Origin of the sequence: Acinetobacter sp. TWP2-2-3 (assembly GCF_049896445.1) — a bacterium.
In the GTDB taxonomy this organism is placed as follows: domain Bacteria; phylum Pseudomonadota; class Gammaproteobacteria; order Pseudomonadales; family Moraxellaceae; genus Acinetobacter.
In genome coordinates, this window is record NZ_JAFCUI010000014.1 from 13,298 (window position 1) to 28,825 (window position 15,528).

Here is a 15,528-nt window from a genome sequence, read left to right on the forward strand (position 1 = left end):
TAAGTCGACTATTTTTTAAGCAAATATCCGTTTTTGCTTACACGGTTTTCAGTTTGCATTTCTGGATTAAACTTTTAACAATAGTGCCTAAATTATTAAACGAATATTTTCATACACCTACCATGAACATGAGGATCACTTGATGTTAAAAGATCTGATTTTAACCCTCGCCTTGTTATGTGTGTGTTTTATCCTGATCATCACTTTAAATAATTGGCAATTCAGCGCTCAAACTAATCTGCTGATCAGTTCAATTTTTATTAGCTGGACGATCTTGAAATTTGTTGGACATCGTATTTATTTTCATGCCAGTTACCTGCTGATCATGGCAATTTTAGTGATGCTGCAACAGTTTGAAGAAATTTTCTGGGCGATGACCGGGGTGATGGCAGGTTTCGGTTTATATACCCTGTTACAGGTTATATTGATTCCTGCCTTGAAAGAAAGACTCCATCTCTCTTTCGGGAAATCCCCTTGGATGGTTAAATAGTCGTTGCTGCGACATCGGCCAGACTTTGGTCACGTTTAAACATGACATCCACATAGGAACATTGTGGGATAATGGTTAAACTTTTTTCACGGGCAAAATCGACCAGTACATCCAGCATTTTTCGGGCAATACCGTGGCCACGCAGGGAATCATCGACCCAGGTATGATCGGCAATGATGACGGCATCGCCCCGCCATTGATAAGTGATCTCCGCCAGGCGACGTCCTTGATCTTCCATAAAAAATACACCACCACGTTTTGAATCTTGATATTTAATTTCCATACGAATCTAAACCTTTGTTGTCATTTTAAAATTATAAAACATCATTAAAGCGAGGCTCTCGCTCGAACACGGATTTGGCAAAAGGACATTTTGGAATAATCCTGATGCCGTGTTCACGGGCAAAATTCACAGCGGCCTCGACCAGATAATACCCGACGTGCTGTCCGCGTAGGCTGTCATCGACCCAGGTGTGTTCAATCACTAATTGATCTTCATTTACTCTGGAATAACTCATTTCTGCCAGACGTTTTTCATTTGGCTCTACAAACCATAAACCTCCAGTGTCCTGTTGCTGATGCTCGATCAACATACCGATCCTCTCCTTGTTTTTAAGCCAGACTGACATATTTTTCCCTGCTCTATTGTTAGATTTCTTTTAAAGGATTGTGAATCTGTCCTTCTGACCAATACCGCATTTTGCTCAACAGGTTTAAACTGCCGGCCGGTTCTTTTTATCAGATATGTATGTCCAGCTTTTCTTCCACCTCTTCGGTGACGCGTCAATGGGTCTGTGTGATTGCTTTAGCCTCTGCTGCCTTTATTTTCAATACCACCGAATTTATCCCGGTGGCGCTATTAAGTGATATTGGTACCAGTTTTGCCATGTCACCGACTCAGGTCGGGTGGATGCTGACAATTTATGCCTGGGTTGTGGCGCTGTTGTCTTTGCCAATGATGTTACTGACCAAAAATATTGAACGGCGCTTTCTGCTGATGGTTTTATTTGCGGTGTTTATTTTCAGTCATGTGCTGTCCTATTTTGCCTGGAGCTTTAGCATTCTGGTGCTGAGCCGAATTGGTATTGCCGTGGCGCATGCGCTGTTCTGGTCAATTACGGCGTCGCTTGCCGTGCGGGTTGCGCCAAAGGGCAAAGAGTTTCAGGCACTGGGCTTATTGGCTACCGGTACCGCCATGGCGATGGTTTTGGGAATTCCCTTTGGCCGGATGGTCGGGGAGGCCTATGGCTGGCGCAATAGTTTTGCCTTGATCGCAGTTGTGGCAAGCGTGGTCTGCGTACTGCTGGCCAAAACCTTGCCTTTATTGCCAAGTGTTAATTCAGGTTCACTCAGCAGTTTAAAAAGCTTGCTAAAACGTCCCAGCCTGATGCTGGTCTTTGCGCTTACCGTGCTTGTGATTAGTGCGCAATTTACCGCCTATAGTTATATTGAACCCTTTGCGCTGAATATTGCGCAATTCAGCTCTGCACAGACCACCAGCTTATTGCTGATTTATGGCGGTGCGGGCCTGATCGGGTCTTATGTATTTGGCCGCTTTGCACCGCATTTTCCCCGACTCACCATTCCGCTATTTACACTCGGGCTAGGGATCTCGCTGCTGTTATTGCTGCCCCTGTCTCAGGGTGTAATTCAGCTCAATAGCCTGGCGTTAATCTGGGGCATCAGCATTATTGGCTTTAGTCTGGCCTTGCAAGCCAAGACCTTAAATTTGGCTTCTGATGCAACCGATGTCGCCATGGCAATTTTTTCAGGTCTGTATAATGTCGGGATTGGCGGCGGCGCCTTACTTGGCGGTCTGGTAACGGCACATATCGGATTACATAGTATTGGCTGGGTAGGAGCCATCTTGGCTAGCCTAGGTTTTCTGATCAGCTTATATCTGATTCAGCGTCCGGATTTCTTAGGTAAGAAAGCGCCTTGAAGCATGATTTTTGTAAATGAAATTGTAGTCTTAGCAAAAATCTGTCATGCTTGCTGCACATTGAGCTACCGCTCAAATAAAATTTAGTTTGAACAAGGGGAGTAGCCTCCTCCAAGCGTTTAAGAATGAAATTTCAATTTTTAAACGTGTCAGAATATCGTCATTACACTTTGCAAAAAGTCGGTATCTGAGCATCTTGAAGTCACACTTTATATAAAAAAGTGGAACAGTAAGATGTAGGCAAGACCTTGATCATGTTGTTATAGATGTTTTTCATCTGGCAACTGGTCAAGGTTTTTTTATGGCTAGTTGTCCGATGTGGAGAATTCACATGGAAACCATTGGTACACTCTGGCTGTATCTCGTCTTTTTCGCGATTGTCGCAGTCATGCTGATAATCGATTTTGTCGGCTTTAAGCATCAGCATGGTCAGGAAGTTAAAGTCCGTACTGCTGCCTACTGGAGTATTGCCTGGGTCAGTGTCGCGACTTTATTTGGTGGCGGCTTATGGCTGTATCTGGAGCAGACCGCAGGCACGGCAATTGCCAATGCTAAGGTCATGGAATACTTTGCCGGTTATCTGCTGGAAAAATCCCTGGCGATTGATAACGTCTTTGTCTGGCTGATGATCTTCGCGGCCTTCGCCATTCCACCCGCACTGCAACGCAAGCTGCTGTTATATGGCGTACTGGGTGCGATTGTGCTCAGAACTATCTTTATTTTTATTGGCGCGTGGTTCGTGCAGGAATTCTCCTGGATTCTATATATCTTCGGTGCGTTCCTGGTGTATACCGGCTTCAAATTCCTGCGTGGTCAGCATGAAGAAGACAGCAATATTGAAGATATGGCGATTCTAAAATGGCTGCGTAAACATATGCGTATTACCCCGCAACTTCAGGGCGACAAATTCTTTGTCCGTCAAAATGGTTTGCTCTGGGCAACGCCGTTGTTCCTGGTCCTGATCCTGGTTGAAGCCTCTGATGTCATCTTTGCCGTCGATTCTATTCCGGCTATTTTTGCCGTCACCACCGATCCCTTTATTGTCCTCACTGCAAACCTGATGGCGATTTTAGGCCTGCGCGCAATGTTCTTCCTGCTCTCGGGCGCAGCCTCAAAAATGCATTATCTGCCTTATGGCCTCGGGATCATTCTGGTCTTTATCGGCTTTAAGATGCTGATGCTGGATGTGTTCCATATGCCGATCTGGATTTCTTTGAGCTTTATTGTGATTGTCCTGACTGTGACCGCGATCTTGTCGATTCGTCATAGCAAGAAATATAACGAAACCACCCTGTAAAAAGTAATCATCAAAAAAGCCTGCATCAGCAGGCTTTTTTTTATTGTTCTATCAGGGATAATTTGGGCCATTTTTGTAAAAACTGTTTGCTCAGCATGCGTTGTTCGAACACGGCATAACTGACTAAATTCGGATTTCAACGCAGCTTTAACTCAAATAAATCTGCTAAACCGAAAGGAGCAATCAACTCCAACTCATCATCTTTCAGGCGCAGTGCCAAGGCCGTGACAGTTTCTGGCCATAATGACAGCGCATGACTAATTAAAGTTAAAGGCTCAATACTTTCATTTTGATCGGTACGATACCACTCATGTACAAAGGCTTGATTGGTCACATCCCAACAGATATCTGGAAAATAGTCTTTTAACTGATCTGCAAGTTGCTGTTCTATAGCGCGAGCCTGCTCATTTTCATCATAGAAAATCACATCGACCTCAGTATGATTTATTTCATATTCCCAGCCATGTAAATGCGCCCAGATCACATGACGTAACACACCCGCTGCGACATAAGCGTCAGAGTGTAATTGTGCTAACTGATGCAAGATGCGCATTAAGGTCGGCTGCGCACGTACGATCTGTTGAAATTGATCATAATAATTGGATGGGGTCATAGAAGAATCTGGATCGCTATTTAAATATGAATGTTCATACAAACATGGCAATTTTTTCAGCTACAATCAATCGAAAAAATTAAAAGCGTAGGTTTAAAATGTCTTCTGTAATTGCAACGACAGCGATCCGTGGTCGCTTCCTCGATATTCAGAATACAGTTGCCCAAGCACGTGATATACACGACCAAGTGCGATATGTAGAAGATGGTTTAGTCATCATTCACGAAGGTAAAATCCAGTGGTTTGGTCCTTGGCAAGAAGGGCAGTCACGACTTCCTACCGACCTTGAATTACAACACTATCCAGATCAACTGATTGTTCCCGGATTTATCGACACCCATATTCATTTCCCGCAAACGGAAATGGTCGGGGCTTATGGTGAACAACTGCTGGAATGGTTAAATACCTATACATTCCCCACTGAAATCCAGTTCCAAGATGCATTCTACAGCGAAAGAATTGCCGAATTTTTCGTGCAGGAATTGCTTAAAAACGGCACCACCACTGCACTGGTCTTTTGTACCGTTCATCCTGAATCCGTAGATGCTTTATTTAATGCCGCAACCACACGCAATATGCGTCTGATTGCGGGTAAAGTCCTGATGGACCGTCATGCACCGGAAGCGCTGACGGATACAGCAGAAACGGCTTATATTGACTCTAAAACGCTGATTGAAAAGTGGCATGGACAGGGGCGGAATCTGTATGCGATTACCCCACGCTTTGCACCGACCTCAACACCTGAACAATTACAAAAAGCCGGCCAGCTCAAAAGTGAATATCCGGACGTGTATGTACATACCCATTTGAGTGAAAATAAAAATGAAATTGCCTGGGTAAAAGAACTCTTTCCTGAACGTGAAGGTTATCTGGATGTGTATCATCATTATGGTTTAACCGGGAGCAAGTCCGTCTTCGCACATTGTGTGCATCTGGAAGATAAGGAATGGGATTGTATGCATCAGACCGACTCCGCCATTGCCTTCTGTCCGACCTCAAACCTGTTCCTGGGCAGTGGCTTATTTCCCCTGAAAAAGACCTGGGACAAAGGGGTCAAAGTCGGCTTAGGTACAGACATTGGGGCAGGGACATCATTTAATCAGCTGCAAACCCTGAATGAAGCCTATAAGGTGCAGCAGTTGCAGGGCGAAAAACTCTCTGCCTTTGAGGCCTTGTATCATGCCACTTTAGGCGGTGCCAAAGCCTTGAGTCTAGATGATCGCCTGGGGAACTTTAATATTGGCAAAGAAGCCGACTTTGTGGTTCTGGATCTCAATGCCACTGCCTTACAGCAGTTACGCCAGAGCAAAGCTAAAAATATTGAAGATGCATTTTTTGCACTGACCATGCTTGGTGATGACCGTAATATTGCAGCCACCTATGTCTATGGAGCAGCCGTTTATGTCAAAGCAGCATCCAGTGAATAAAACAAAAAAATCCCGCCGTCGCCAATACTTGATCCTGTCTGCAATGGCACTGGGCTGTGTTTTTTTATTGAAACGCGATTCAGCAGCGGCTAAAAAATGATTACATTTACAGCCAGCAAAACAGGTGCATCTCTGCTAGGGATGTATTAAAATTGCGACGTATTCAGGTGTTGCAGGTCAACACCTTTTTTATTTTGCTATTTTTACTTTTTAGGTATCTACCCATGACCGTTCAAATGAGCGTAATGATTTCCGCTGAAGAAATTCAAGCTAAAGTCAAAGAGCTTGGTGCTCAAATCAATGCACACTATGCCAATAGTGACAAAGAACTTGTGCTCATCGGTTTATTACGTGGTTCAGTGATTTTTATGGCTGATTTATGTCGTGTGATTTCAAAACCGCATGAATTGGATTTCATGACTGTGTCCAGTTATGGCGGTGGCACGGTATCGTCACGTGATGTAAAAATCCTGAAAGATTTAGACGGTGAAATCCGTGGTAAAGATGTGCTGGTGGTTGAAGATATTATTGACTCAGGCAACACCTTAAGCAAGGTACTCGAAATCCTGCAAACCCGTGAACCTAACTCGATTCAACTGTGTACTTTGGTAAGTAAACCATCGCGTCGTGAAATCGATTTGAAGGTCGAATTTATGGGCTTTGAAGTTGAAGATAAATTTATTGTGGGTTATGGCTTGGACTATGACCAGAAGTACCGTCACCTGCCATTTATTGGTGAAATCGGTCTTTAAAATCAGGTTGAAAAAAGTGGCATAAGCCACTTTTTTTATACCTAAAATACAGAAAAAACCGGGAACAAAAAATAACATCTCGTTTCAGGATTCAACTTTTTATGATCCTGACTTTATTTCAAGATGATTAAACAGATGTGAAAACAAAGACATGATAAGAAGGAGTATGCATATGTGGACAATTATTGTGGCGATCGTCATTGGTTTTGTAGCAGGTCTAATTGCACGTGCCATTCATCCGGGTAATGACAAGGCAGGCTTTATCATGACCACCTTGCTGGGTATTGCCGGCTCCTTGTTGGCGACTTTTGGTGGTCGTATGCTCGGTCTGTACTCGGCAGATTCCGCAGCAGGTCTGATTGCTTCCGTGATTGGTGCTGTGATTATTCTGTTTATTTATAATATGGTGACCAAACGCCGCACGGTCTAAATCAAGCTGATGCCTGACTGGATCACCTTAATAAAAAAAAGCACCCCATGAGGTGCTTTTTTTATATTGAGCGACTGATATCTTTATTTAATTTTTATAAATTGAATTCTTTAAAAATCTGTTCAATCTGCTCTGCTGGATAGGCGCCTATCACCTTAAAACCATTGGAAAAAATAATCGCAGGAGTACCATTCACGCCCATAGACTGAGCCAGTTTTTTATTCCGTTCAATCGGATTGGCGCAACTTTTTTTCGATTTAGGTTGAATCCCTTGAGCAATCAGATTTTCCCATGCCTGAGCTGGATTAGACTCGCAATACACCTGTTTTGAAGGAGCAACCGACTGGGGTTTTAAAGGAAGAATAAAGGTATAAATGGTCAAGTCATTCAATTTTTTCAGCTCTAGCTCAAGCTTTTTACAATACGGGCAATTTGGGTCAGAAAAGATGGCAATCTGACGTTTACCCGTACCTCTTACACTTTTCACTGCATCCTGAAGCGGTAATTTTTTCCAGTCGATACTATTTTGTTTTAGCATTAAATCGCGGGTCAGATTATGTTGATCCTGAATCCGCAGCATCGGGCCGGCAATCAGATGTTTGGCATCTTCATTTAGATAAACCACTTGGCCCTGCATGGAACCGCTATAGATGCCTTTCATCTCCGTGGTTTGAATATTTTCAATTTTTAAATTGGGACTGTTTTTTGCCAAGTTAGCTTGTACCGTATCAATATTGGCAAATGCGAAGCTTGAAATAAATGTACTTAAACTAATGATCAGTGTTTTTTTTAACATGAATGTTCTACATGAATTGGATAAGAATATGCTTCGATTCTAATCGCTCTGCTTTTAAATTTCTCAAACATTTATGTTACTGTTTACACTCAGTTAAATAAGCTCATAATGTTTCACGTGGAACACCATGTATAGCGTTAGATTGAACTTCAAGATATCTAGAAATCACATAAATATTCACAATAAGCAATTGTTTTATATAATTAAAATATTTTAAATGATAAATATCTTACTCATTCAACCTTGACCGATTTTCTGCATCCATTCTAAACTGCAGACACTTTTTATTTTCCTCGCTACGCCCTGACATGGATTGGCCAAGGATCAACACTATAACGGCATTTTCATGACAATAACGACCAGCTGGCGACCGTTCTTGATGGTCAGCCTGGCTTTAATGATGGGAACGATTGGTACTGCTTTGGCCAGTCCGCTTTATCCGATTTATCAACAGCTCTGGCATTTGCTTCCCAGCCAGATCACCTACATTTTTGTCGCCTATATGTTTGGCTGTCTCTCGACCTTGTTGTTTTTGGGCAGAACCAGTAACAGCATCGGATTTTTACGGACCCTGCAAATTGGTCTGGCCCTGATCACGCTGGGTCTGATCATTTCCGTTTTTGCCCAGAATGCACTGATCCTCTCGATTGGCCGTTTTATTATTGGGATTGCCTCGGGCTTGATGACCACTTCTGCCATGATGGGTTTAATGCATACCATCCCGGAAAGCCATAAGCACACTGCACCGCAACTGATTTCAATCATTACTGCAATGGGTTTTGGTTTGGGACCTTTGGTCGGTGGCGTGATTGCGCAGTTTTCCGCTGCGCCTTTGGTGATGCCATATTTGCCGATTATTTTGGGTGCCGTATTGTGTCTGATTGGCCTGTTCTGGATTAAAGCACCCAAGTTTGAGGTGCAGCCCTTTAGCATGGCGCCTAAACTGCAACGACCTGAAGCCCAGTTTCATCGTGTGTTTATGATTATTGCAGTGACAGCTTTTAGTGCCTTTGCCGCCTTTAGCCTGTTTGCTTCCCTGTCGCCATCCTTTGTCCGAAATATTTTACCTTGGCATGGCCCTCTGGTCAGCGGACTGGCCATTACCAGTATCTTAGTGGTTTCAGTGATCGTGCAGTTTATGGCCAAAGCGGTCGCAGCGTCTAAATGTCTGAATATCGGCCTGATGATGATGTGCTTGAGCCTGATCATTTTAGCACTATGCATGTATTCGAAAATCAGCCTGCTATTTTTTATCAGTGATATTTGCTTTGGAATTGGCCATGGGTTTGCCCTGATGGGTGCTTTTGCACTGATTCATCAAATGACCAGCTTAGACAACCGTGCAGCCGTCATGTCGACCTATCTGTTTATTGCCTATCTGGGCACTATTGTCCCTATCATTGCTGTGGGTTATCTGGCCGATCACTGGGGGCTGGATTTCGCTGTGATCAGCTTTTGTATCGCGATCAGTCTATTGTGTTTTGCGCTGTGGTGGGCGTATCAAAAATCTCATCAACCAGCCTAAAAAAAGCCCTCAGTTGAGGGCTTTTTTGATGTTTTATTAAATAATTACTTTCCAATACAGAATGAACCGAAGATCTTGCCCAGCAGGTCATCTGCACTGAAATCACCAGTGATCTCACCCAATGCATTTTGCGCCAGACGTAAGGACTCCGCTACCAGTTCACCGGCGTTATACACCACCAGTTGTTCACGCGCCTCAGCCAGATAGAGCTGAGTGCGCTTCATTGCATCTAAATGACGGGTACGTGCGATAAAGGTGTCTTCCTCAGGCTGGAAGCCTGCATGCGCTGTAATCGCCTCTATGAGCGCTTGAACGCCAGTTTCTTGCTTGGCAGAGACTGCAATATGCCGGAAACCATTTAAATCGCCAATCACGGCTTCAGCACCGGTCAGGTCGCATTTATTGCCAATCAGCATTAAACGTTTCGGTTCTATATGTTCAGCAAAATATTCCTGAGCAAGTTGCAGCGGATCTTCGCCCTGACTTAAGTCATAGACCAAAAGCAATAAATCGGCCTGTTCGATTTCTTTAATCGCGCGGCGGATTCCTTCTTTTTCCACGATATCGCCAGTTTCACGCAGGCCCGCAGTATCAGTCAGGGTAATCGGCAGACCATTTAAAGTAATCTTTTCATGCAAGACATCACGGGTGGTGCCGGCAATATTAGTCACAATTGCGCGTTCAATTCCAGCCAATGCATTCAGCAACGAAGATTTACCGGCATTCGGTTTACCCGCAATTACGACTTGTAAACCTTCACGTAACAACTGACCTTGACGTGCGGATTGCTGTACTTGAGTGACGGCACTGGATACGCCATCTAGCAGATTTAAAATCTTGCCATCTGCGAGAAAATCAATTTCTTCTTCCGGAAAATCAATCGCGGCTTCCACATGCAGACGCAGATGAATCAGCTGCTCAAGGACTGCATTGACTTTGGTCGAGAAAGCTCCTTGCAGTGAACGCACCGCAGAACGTGCAGCCGCTTGCGAAGTTGCATCAATCAGGTCGGCAATTGCTTCAGCCTGCACCAGATCCAGCTTGCCATTTTCAAAGGCACGCATCGAGAATTCACCCGCTTTGGCTGCAGTGGCGCCCAGTTCCAGCAAACGGCCAAGCAGGGCATTCTGAATCACCGGACCGCCATGACCTTGTAGCTCCACTACATCTTCACCGGTAAACGAGTTTGGATTCGGGAAGCAAATCGCCAGTCCTTCATCCATGACTTCACCTGCTGCATCGTAGAACTGGCGGAAACCGGCAAAACGGGCTTTGGGCAGCTCTTTTTGCGTCAGTTGCTGGGCAATTTCATAGGATTTCGGACCTGACAGGCGAATCACCCCAACGCCGCCACGTCCTGGTGGAGTTGCAATCGCAGCAATAGTTGTGGTTCGGTTGAGCATAAAATTCACCTGCAAAGACTCAAAAGTACAGCCAAAAAAAATCCGCCTAAGATTACCATCTTAAGCGGATTTATTCAGCCTATCCGTACAACTTAGTTGACTGGAGTGGCCTCATCACGTTTCGCGCGATCTTTGGCAACAGACTTGTTAATCAAAGTTTGTTGCAGAATCGTGATCAAGTTGTTGACGATCCAGTACAGAACCAAGCCTGCCGGGAAGAACAACAAGAATACGGTAAAAATGATCGGCATAAACTTGAAGACTTTCGCCTGCATTGGATCAGTTGGTTGTGGATTTAACGACTGTTGGATATACATCGTCAAGCCCATCAACAACGGCAGAATGAACCAAGGATCCATTGAAGACAAATCCTGAATCCACAGCATCCATGGCGCATGACGCAGTTCCACAGATTCCATCAACACCCAGTACAAGGCCAGGAAAATCGGCATTTGTAATAACAGCGGTAAACAGCCGGCAAGCGGATTGACCTGTTCACGTTTGTACAATGCCATCATTTCTTGAGAGAAGCGCATGCGGTCTTCACCGAACTCTTCTTTCATGCGTTGCATTTCTGGCGCAATCACACGCATTTTCGCCATCGAGCGATAGCTCTTCGACGACAATGGCCACAGGATCACTTTCACCAAGATGGTCAACAGAATAATTGCCCAGCCCCAGTTACCCACCAGACCATGGAAGAATTCAAGACCAACAAACAGTAATTTCGCAATTGGCCATAACCAACCATAATCAACGGTCTGGTTTAAACCCGCAGCCAAATCTTTCAGTTCTGACTGGATTTTTGGACCTGAATAGAAAGTCGCATCAATTTCAGCTACTGTACCTGCTGGCACATTGAACGTCGGGGAGGTAAAACCGATGATGTTCATGTTATCGGTTGATTTACGTGATTCAAGCTTGGCGCTATAAGCTTCGCCATTGCCTTGAGTCAACTTTAGCTGACCTGGAACCCATGCACTGACAAAGTAGTGCTGTACCATTGCCACCCAACCACCTGTCGCTTCAGTACTGACTTTTTCTTCAACAAAGTTGTCGAATTTAAGCTTGTTGTACTGCTCGTCCGGGGTACCCCATGCACCGCCCAGGAATGTTCCCAGTGTGAAGATCCCCTGATCAGATTTGCCTGGATCTTCCGAGTTATCGCGTTTGATCTGACCGAACATCTGACCTTGCCAGGTCTGGCCACTGCGGTTAACCACTTTGTGATTTACCACGACCGGATATTCACCTTCAGTGAAATTGAAGGTCTTGATAATCTCGATCCCGTCAGCGGTTTTAAACACTAGCGGTACAGACAATACTTTCAGGTTTTCACCATCTTTGGATTTGACTGTTTTCGCATCTGCCAGGGTATAAGCAGTTTTTTCTAGCTCATACATTGGACGGCCGTTACGGCTGCTGTCCGGTCCATTCAGACCGATCAGGCCAGACTGGGCGACATAAGTACGTTTCGCATCGCTTTCCAGCATCACGAACGGTTCATCGCTGTCTTTGTTCTTGTCATGATTGAGTAATTCAATACGAACAATATCACCACCCTTAGGATTGATCCAAAGGTGATAAAGGTCAGTTTGTACTGAAATAAGCTGCTGACTTACAGGTGCTGTGGCATCCGTGGCTTGCTGTGCTGGCACATTTGCTTGTGGCAGATCAGAGGCAACTGTAGCCGTCTGACCATTTGGCAAATCTGCAGATACGTCATGCGAAACAATAGCAGTTTCCTGCTGCGGTTTTGTTTCAGCATTTCCATAATCTTTTTGCCACGCCAAAATGAGCAAATATGCGACAACAAACATGGCTCCGAGAATTGCAATCCTGGCCCATTGTTGCATATGTATTACCCCAAGTGGTGAGAGTGATTTTGGTTCAATAAACGATCACGAAAGGGTACAGCAACGTGAAGCGTTTGAGAATCTATTTGCTGAAATGAAATAAAACGAATCGCTTTTGAGGGAACAGGATCATATCCCGAGCCCCCCCACGGATGACAACGGCAAATACGTTTAGTAGCCAGCCACACTCCACGCCCAGCGCCATGCATCTGGACTGCTTCCAAGGAATATTGAGAACAAGTTGGAATATAACGACAGCGCGGTCCAAGAAGAGGACTAATCGCAATCTGATAGAAACGGATCAACCAATGCAGTAAACGTACCATTGGCCAACTCTACTTTTGTGGGGAGGGGGCTATTTTTGAATGCTTTTTGGCAAGACGGTTCAGTTTCTGCCAGGCAAATTGTAATTGCTGGTGCAATTCTGCATTAGGCACTGCTTCAACACCCATTTTCGGCATGATTACAATGTCTAAGTCATCTAATTGCTGTTGATGCAGGCGAAAACTTTCGCGAGCAAGTCGTTTTACTCGATTTCTTTCGTGTGCACGTCGCACTTTCTTCTTGGCAACAACTAAACCCAAACGGCTACTTGGCAGTTCGGAATGTTTTGCAAGAAATAAGAAATGGGGTTGATGCACTTTAAAAAGCGCACCATCAAAGACACCTTTATAATCGGCAGCACAGCGTAATCGCAACTCTGTGCCAAAACTATAAAGTTTTGTCATAACACCCAAAATCGTCTTAGCGTAACTGATTAAACAGTTAAGCTATGACGACCTTTTGCACGACGGCGAGCTAATACTTGACGACCAGCTTTAGTAGCCATACGAGCACGGAAACCATGAACACGCTTACGCTTTAATTCAGACGGTTGGAATGTACGTTTCATATTGAAACTCCAAAAAATGATCTTTCTATGAAGGTCCGCGATTTTAGTGCTCATTGCTTGAGCTGTCAATGCAAAAGCAGTTTTCTTTTCAAATAAGATCAAAAAAGATAAAGCCCCTGTTTTTTCGGAGAACTTAATAAAAAATAGTTCAATTCAAGTTAATCACAAATTAAGTTATTGTTATATAAATATATATAAGTTATAAACAACTCTATCAACAAAGTTATCCACATGTTATCCAGAGTTTAAATTTAACCTGTAGTTTTGAATTTAAATTTGAAGTTTTTTGAGTTATCCACAAAAAACAGTGATCTTATAAATAAATTCAAATTTATAAATTTAAATTTATTACTATTAGGGAGCACTTTTTCTATGGATAAGCCACTTTTTATTTAATTAAACATAAACTTATGTTGTGGATAAAACTGTTTCTATTAATTTTATACTTTGTGGATAACTTTATGGTATATTTTATCCACAGCTTGCGGATAAACTTATCCACACTGGGTTTTAAATTTAAATTTATGCAGGGTGATTTCTTTTTGCACAGTTTTTGTAGAGATTGCCATGACAGATGTGGATAACTTGGTTAGAATGGCGACCCGCTTTTGGTCGCGGTCATCTTTTTTGAATGAACAATGGAATGAATAGGGGATTCACATGCTTTGGACGGACTGCTTAAATCGCCTGCGACAAGAGCTCTCTGGAAATGTCTTTACAATGTGGATTCGCCCATTGGTTGCAGAAGAGCTGGAAGACAGCTTGCGTTTGTATGCACCTAATCCTTACTGGACGCGTTACATTCAAGAACATCATCTGGAACTGATCACGATTCTGGCAGAGCAATTGTCTGAAGGACGGGTACGCAAGGTCGAAATTTTAGTGGATTCACGTCCAGGGGCAATTTTATCTGCCAGTGAACAACCGGCGACTACGACTGCGGCATTGACTTCGATACCGATGCCGGTGCCGAAACCGAAGAAAGAAAAAGAAGACAGCGGCAAAAATAGCCGTAGACGTCAGTTGAATCCATTGTTTACCTTCTCGCTGTTTGTGGAAGGCCGATCTAACCAGATGGCGGCAGAAACCTGTCGCAAGGTACTGACCCAGCTGGGTGCTTCACAGCACAACCCCTTATTTTTATATGGTCCGACCGGTCTGGGTAAAACTCACTTGATGCAGGCGGTCGGTAATGCATTGTTGCAGGCCAAGCCAAATGCACGTGTCATGTACATGACCGCAGAAAGTTTTGTACAGGACTTTGTCAGCTCGTTACAGCAGGGCAAAGTCGAAGAGTTTAAGAAAAATTGCCGTTCTCTGGATTTATTACTGGTTGATGATATTCACTTGTTGGCCGGTAAAGAAGCCAGCTTGGTCGAGTTTTTCTACACCTTTAATGCACTGCTGGATGAGTCCAAACAGATTATTCTGACTTCGGATCGTTATCCTAAAGAACTAACCGAACTGGATCCACGTCTGGTTTCACGTTTTTCTTGGGGCTTGTCGGTCGGAGTTGAACCACCCGATATTGAAACCCGAATTGAAATTCTGCTGAAAAAAGCCGAAAGCAACCAAGTCGATTTACCACGTAACTGTGCGCTGTTTATTGCCCAGCAGGTGGTGGCTAACGTACGTGAGCTTGAAGGTGCGCTGAACAAAGTGGTAGCGATTTCACGTTTTAAAGGCACACCAATTGATCTGGATGTAGTGCGTGAATCTTTAAAAGATGTGCTGGCGATTCGTGCCCGTACCATTAGTACCGAAAACATTCAGCGTGTGGTGAGTGAGTATTTCCGTATTCCACTGAAAGAACTGGTTGGTCCAAAACGCACCCGGATTTATGCCCGCCCACGTCAGCTGGCGATGGGGCTGGCCCGTGAACTCACCGGCGACAGTTTTCCGGAAATTGGCATGGCTTTTGGCGGTCGTGATCACAGTACCGTGATGCACGCCTGCGAGAAAGTACAGAGCCTGCGTGAAGAAGATCCGATCTTTAACGAAGACTATAAAAACCTGCAACGTCTGTTGCAAAGTTGACCTAAATCGCTCAAATTCTATTCTTGCTATGCGGCTGCTTTTGCCGCATAGTAAACCGTCAAAAAAAT

Annotated in this window: 16 protein-coding genes and 1 pseudogene; 8 read left to right on the forward strand and 9 right to left on the reverse strand. The window is 44.1% G+C overall.

The window, feature by feature from the left end:
- Window positions 1–142 precede the first annotated feature (142 nt).
- The gene (locus tag ACP7AK_RS13920; RefSeq protein WP_071851289.1) at window positions 143–490 is read left to right on the forward strand and encodes a hypothetical protein; all 348 of its coding nucleotides are present in this window, start codon (window positions 143–145) and stop codon (window positions 488–490) included.
- Here ACP7AK_RS13920 and ACP7AK_RS13925 read toward each other — a convergent pair.
- Window positions 483–773, reverse strand: coding sequence for a GNAT family N-acetyltransferase (locus ACP7AK_RS13925; RefSeq protein ID WP_071851291.1), 291 nt, complete (start codon window positions 771–773; stop codon window positions 483–485). The genes ACP7AK_RS13920 and ACP7AK_RS13925 overlap by 8 nt on opposite strands.
- Window positions 774–804: 31 nt before the next feature.
- The gene (locus ACP7AK_RS13930; RefSeq protein WP_005094867.1) at window positions 805–1,083 is read right to left on the reverse strand and encodes a GNAT family N-acetyltransferase; all 279 of its coding nucleotides are present in this window, start codon (window positions 1,081–1,083) and stop codon (window positions 805–807) included.
- Window positions 1,084–1,238: 155 nt separating this feature from the next.
- Here ACP7AK_RS13930 and ACP7AK_RS13935 point away from each other — a divergent pair, with 155 nt between their 5' ends.
- Entirely contained in the window at window positions 1,239–2,432 is a 1,194-nt protein-coding gene (locus ACP7AK_RS13935) for a sugar transporter (RefSeq protein WP_425880137.1), read from the forward strand.
- Window positions 2,433–2,763: 331 nt separating this feature from the next.
- Window positions 2,764–3,729, forward strand: coding sequence for a TerC family protein (locus ACP7AK_RS13940; protein WP_004728997.1), 966 nt, complete (start codon window positions 2,764–2,766; stop codon window positions 3,727–3,729).
- Window positions 3,730–3,769: 40 nt separating this feature from the next.
- Here the strand turns inward: ACP7AK_RS13940 and ACP7AK_RS13945 are convergent.
- A pseudogene (locus tag ACP7AK_RS13945) lies at window positions 3,770–4,342 on the reverse strand (nucleotidyltransferase family protein).
- Between the two features lie 98 nt (window positions 4,343–4,440).
- Between ACP7AK_RS13945 and guaD the strand changes: the two are divergent.
- The 3 genes from guaD to ACP7AK_RS13960 all read left to right on the forward strand — a co-directional run bounded on the left by guaD (window position 4,441) and on the right by ACP7AK_RS13960 (window position 6,951).
- Complete coding sequence (gene guaD / locus ACP7AK_RS13950; RefSeq protein ID WP_425880138.1) at window positions 4,441–5,769, forward strand: guanine deaminase; 1,329 nt, start codon at window positions 4,441–4,443, stop codon at window positions 5,767–5,769.
- Between the two features lie 224 nt (window positions 5,770–5,993).
- Complete coding sequence (hpt, locus tag ACP7AK_RS13955) at window positions 5,994–6,521, forward strand: hypoxanthine phosphoribosyltransferase (protein WP_004647133.1); 528 nt, start codon at window positions 5,994–5,996, stop codon at window positions 6,519–6,521.
- Window positions 6,522–6,693: 172 nt separating this feature from the next.
- Window positions 6,694–6,951 carry a GlsB/YeaQ/YmgE family stress response membrane protein gene (locus tag ACP7AK_RS13960; protein ID WP_004281926.1) on the forward strand — a complete coding sequence of 86 codons (258 nt, stop codon included), beginning with the start codon at window positions 6,694–6,696 and terminating at the stop codon, window positions 6,949–6,951.
- Window positions 6,952–7,045: 94 nt separating this feature from the next.
- Here ACP7AK_RS13960 and ACP7AK_RS13965 read toward each other — a convergent pair whose 3' ends face one another.
- The gene (locus ACP7AK_RS13965; RefSeq protein WP_425880139.1) at window positions 7,046–7,747 is read right to left on the reverse strand and encodes a DsbC family protein; all 702 of its coding nucleotides are present in this window, start codon (window positions 7,745–7,747) and stop codon (window positions 7,046–7,048) included.
- Between the two features lie 379 nt (window positions 7,748–8,126).
- Between ACP7AK_RS13965 and ACP7AK_RS13970 the strand changes: the two genes are divergently transcribed.
- Entirely contained in the window at window positions 8,127–9,272 is a 1,146-nt protein-coding gene (locus ACP7AK_RS13970) for an MFS transporter (protein WP_425880146.1), read from the forward strand.
- A gap of 44 nt (window positions 9,273–9,316) precedes the next feature.
- Here ACP7AK_RS13970 and mnmE read toward each other — a convergent pair whose 3' ends face one another.
- The 5 genes from mnmE to rpmH all read right to left on the reverse strand — a co-directional run bounded on the left by mnmE (window position 9,317) and on the right by rpmH (window position 13,423).
- Window positions 9,317–10,675, reverse strand: a complete 1,359-nt coding sequence (gene mnmE / locus ACP7AK_RS13975; RefSeq protein ID WP_044111657.1) for a tRNA uridine-5-carboxymethylaminomethyl(34) synthesis GTPase MnmE — start codon at window positions 10,673–10,675, stop codon at window positions 9,317–9,319.
- A 92-nt stretch (window positions 10,676–10,767) separates the two neighbouring features.
- Entirely contained in the window at window positions 10,768–12,531 is a 1,764-nt protein-coding gene (gene yidC / locus ACP7AK_RS13980) for a membrane protein insertase YidC (protein ID WP_425880140.1), read from the reverse strand.
- A gap of 5 nt (window positions 12,532–12,536) precedes the next feature.
- The gene (yidD, locus tag ACP7AK_RS13985) at window positions 12,537–12,857 is read right to left on the reverse strand and encodes a membrane protein insertion efficiency factor YidD (protein WP_004281931.1); all 321 of its coding nucleotides are present in this window, start codon (window positions 12,855–12,857) and stop codon (window positions 12,537–12,539) included.
- Between the two features lie 9 nt (window positions 12,858–12,866).
- Window positions 12,867–13,259 carry a ribonuclease P protein component gene (gene rnpA, locus ACP7AK_RS13990; RefSeq protein WP_425880141.1) on the reverse strand — a complete coding sequence of 131 codons (393 nt, stop codon included), beginning with the start codon at window positions 13,257–13,259 and terminating at the stop codon, window positions 12,867–12,869.
- 29 nt (window positions 13,260–13,288) lie between these two features.
- Window positions 13,289–13,423 carry a 50S ribosomal protein L34 gene (rpmH, locus tag ACP7AK_RS13995; protein WP_000831329.1) on the reverse strand — a complete coding sequence of 45 codons (135 nt, stop codon included), beginning with the start codon at window positions 13,421–13,423 and terminating at the stop codon, window positions 13,289–13,291.
- Window positions 13,424–14,083: 660 nt separating this feature from the next.
- Between rpmH and dnaA the strand changes: the two genes are divergently transcribed.
- Window positions 14,084–15,460, forward strand: coding sequence for a chromosomal replication initiator protein DnaA (dnaA, locus tag ACP7AK_RS14000; RefSeq protein WP_005104955.1), 1,377 nt, complete (start codon window positions 14,084–14,086; stop codon window positions 15,458–15,460).
- Window positions 15,461–15,528 lie beyond the last annotated feature (68 nt).

Coding starts and splice junctions, on each gene's coding strand:
- ACP7AK_RS13920 (WP_071851289.1), top strand. CDS start 143: ATGTTAAAAGATCTGATTTTAACCCTCGCCTTGTTATGTGTGTGTTTT.
- ACP7AK_RS13925 (WP_071851291.1), bottom strand. CDS start 773: ATGGAAATTAAATATCAAGATTCAAAACGTGGTGGTGTATTTTTTATG.
- ACP7AK_RS13930 (WP_005094867.1), bottom strand. CDS start 1,083: ATGTTGATCGAGCATCAGCAACAGGACACTGGAGGTTTATGGTTTGTA.
- ACP7AK_RS13935 (WP_425880137.1), top strand. CDS start 1,239: ATGTCCAGCTTTTCTTCCACCTCTTCGGTGACGCGTCAATGGGTCTGT.
- ACP7AK_RS13940 (WP_004728997.1), top strand. CDS start 2,764: ATGGAAACCATTGGTACACTCTGGCTGTATCTCGTCTTTTTCGCGATT.
- guaD (WP_425880138.1), top strand. CDS start 4,441: ATGTCTTCTGTAATTGCAACGACAGCGATCCGTGGTCGCTTCCTCGAT.
- hpt (WP_004647133.1), top strand. CDS start 5,994: ATGACCGTTCAAATGAGCGTAATGATTTCCGCTGAAGAAATTCAAGCT.
- ACP7AK_RS13960 (WP_004281926.1), top strand. CDS start 6,694: ATGTGGACAATTATTGTGGCGATCGTCATTGGTTTTGTAGCAGGTCTA.
- ACP7AK_RS13965 (WP_425880139.1), bottom strand. CDS start 7,747: ATGTTAAAAAAAACACTGATCATTAGTTTAAGTACATTTATTTCAAGC.
- ACP7AK_RS13970 (WP_425880146.1), top strand. CDS start 8,127: ATGGTCAGCCTGGCTTTAATGATGGGAACGATTGGTACTGCTTTGGCC.
- mnmE (WP_044111657.1), bottom strand. CDS start 10,675: ATGCTCAACCGAACCACAACTATTGCTGCGATTGCAACTCCACCAGGA.
- yidC (WP_425880140.1), bottom strand. CDS start 12,531: ATGCAACAATGGGCCAGGATTGCAATTCTCGGAGCCATGTTTGTTGTC.
- yidD (WP_004281931.1), bottom strand. CDS start 12,857: ATGGTACGTTTACTGCATTGGTTGATCCGTTTCTATCAGATTGCGATT.
- rnpA (WP_425880141.1), bottom strand. CDS start 13,259: ATGACAAAACTTTATAGTTTTGGCACAGAGTTGCGATTACGCTGTGCT.
- rpmH (WP_000831329.1), bottom strand. CDS start 13,423: ATGAAACGTACATTCCAACCGTCTGAATTAAAGCGTAAGCGTGTTCAT.
- dnaA (WP_005104955.1), top strand. CDS start 14,084: ATGCTTTGGACGGACTGCTTAAATCGCCTGCGACAAGAGCTCTCTGGA.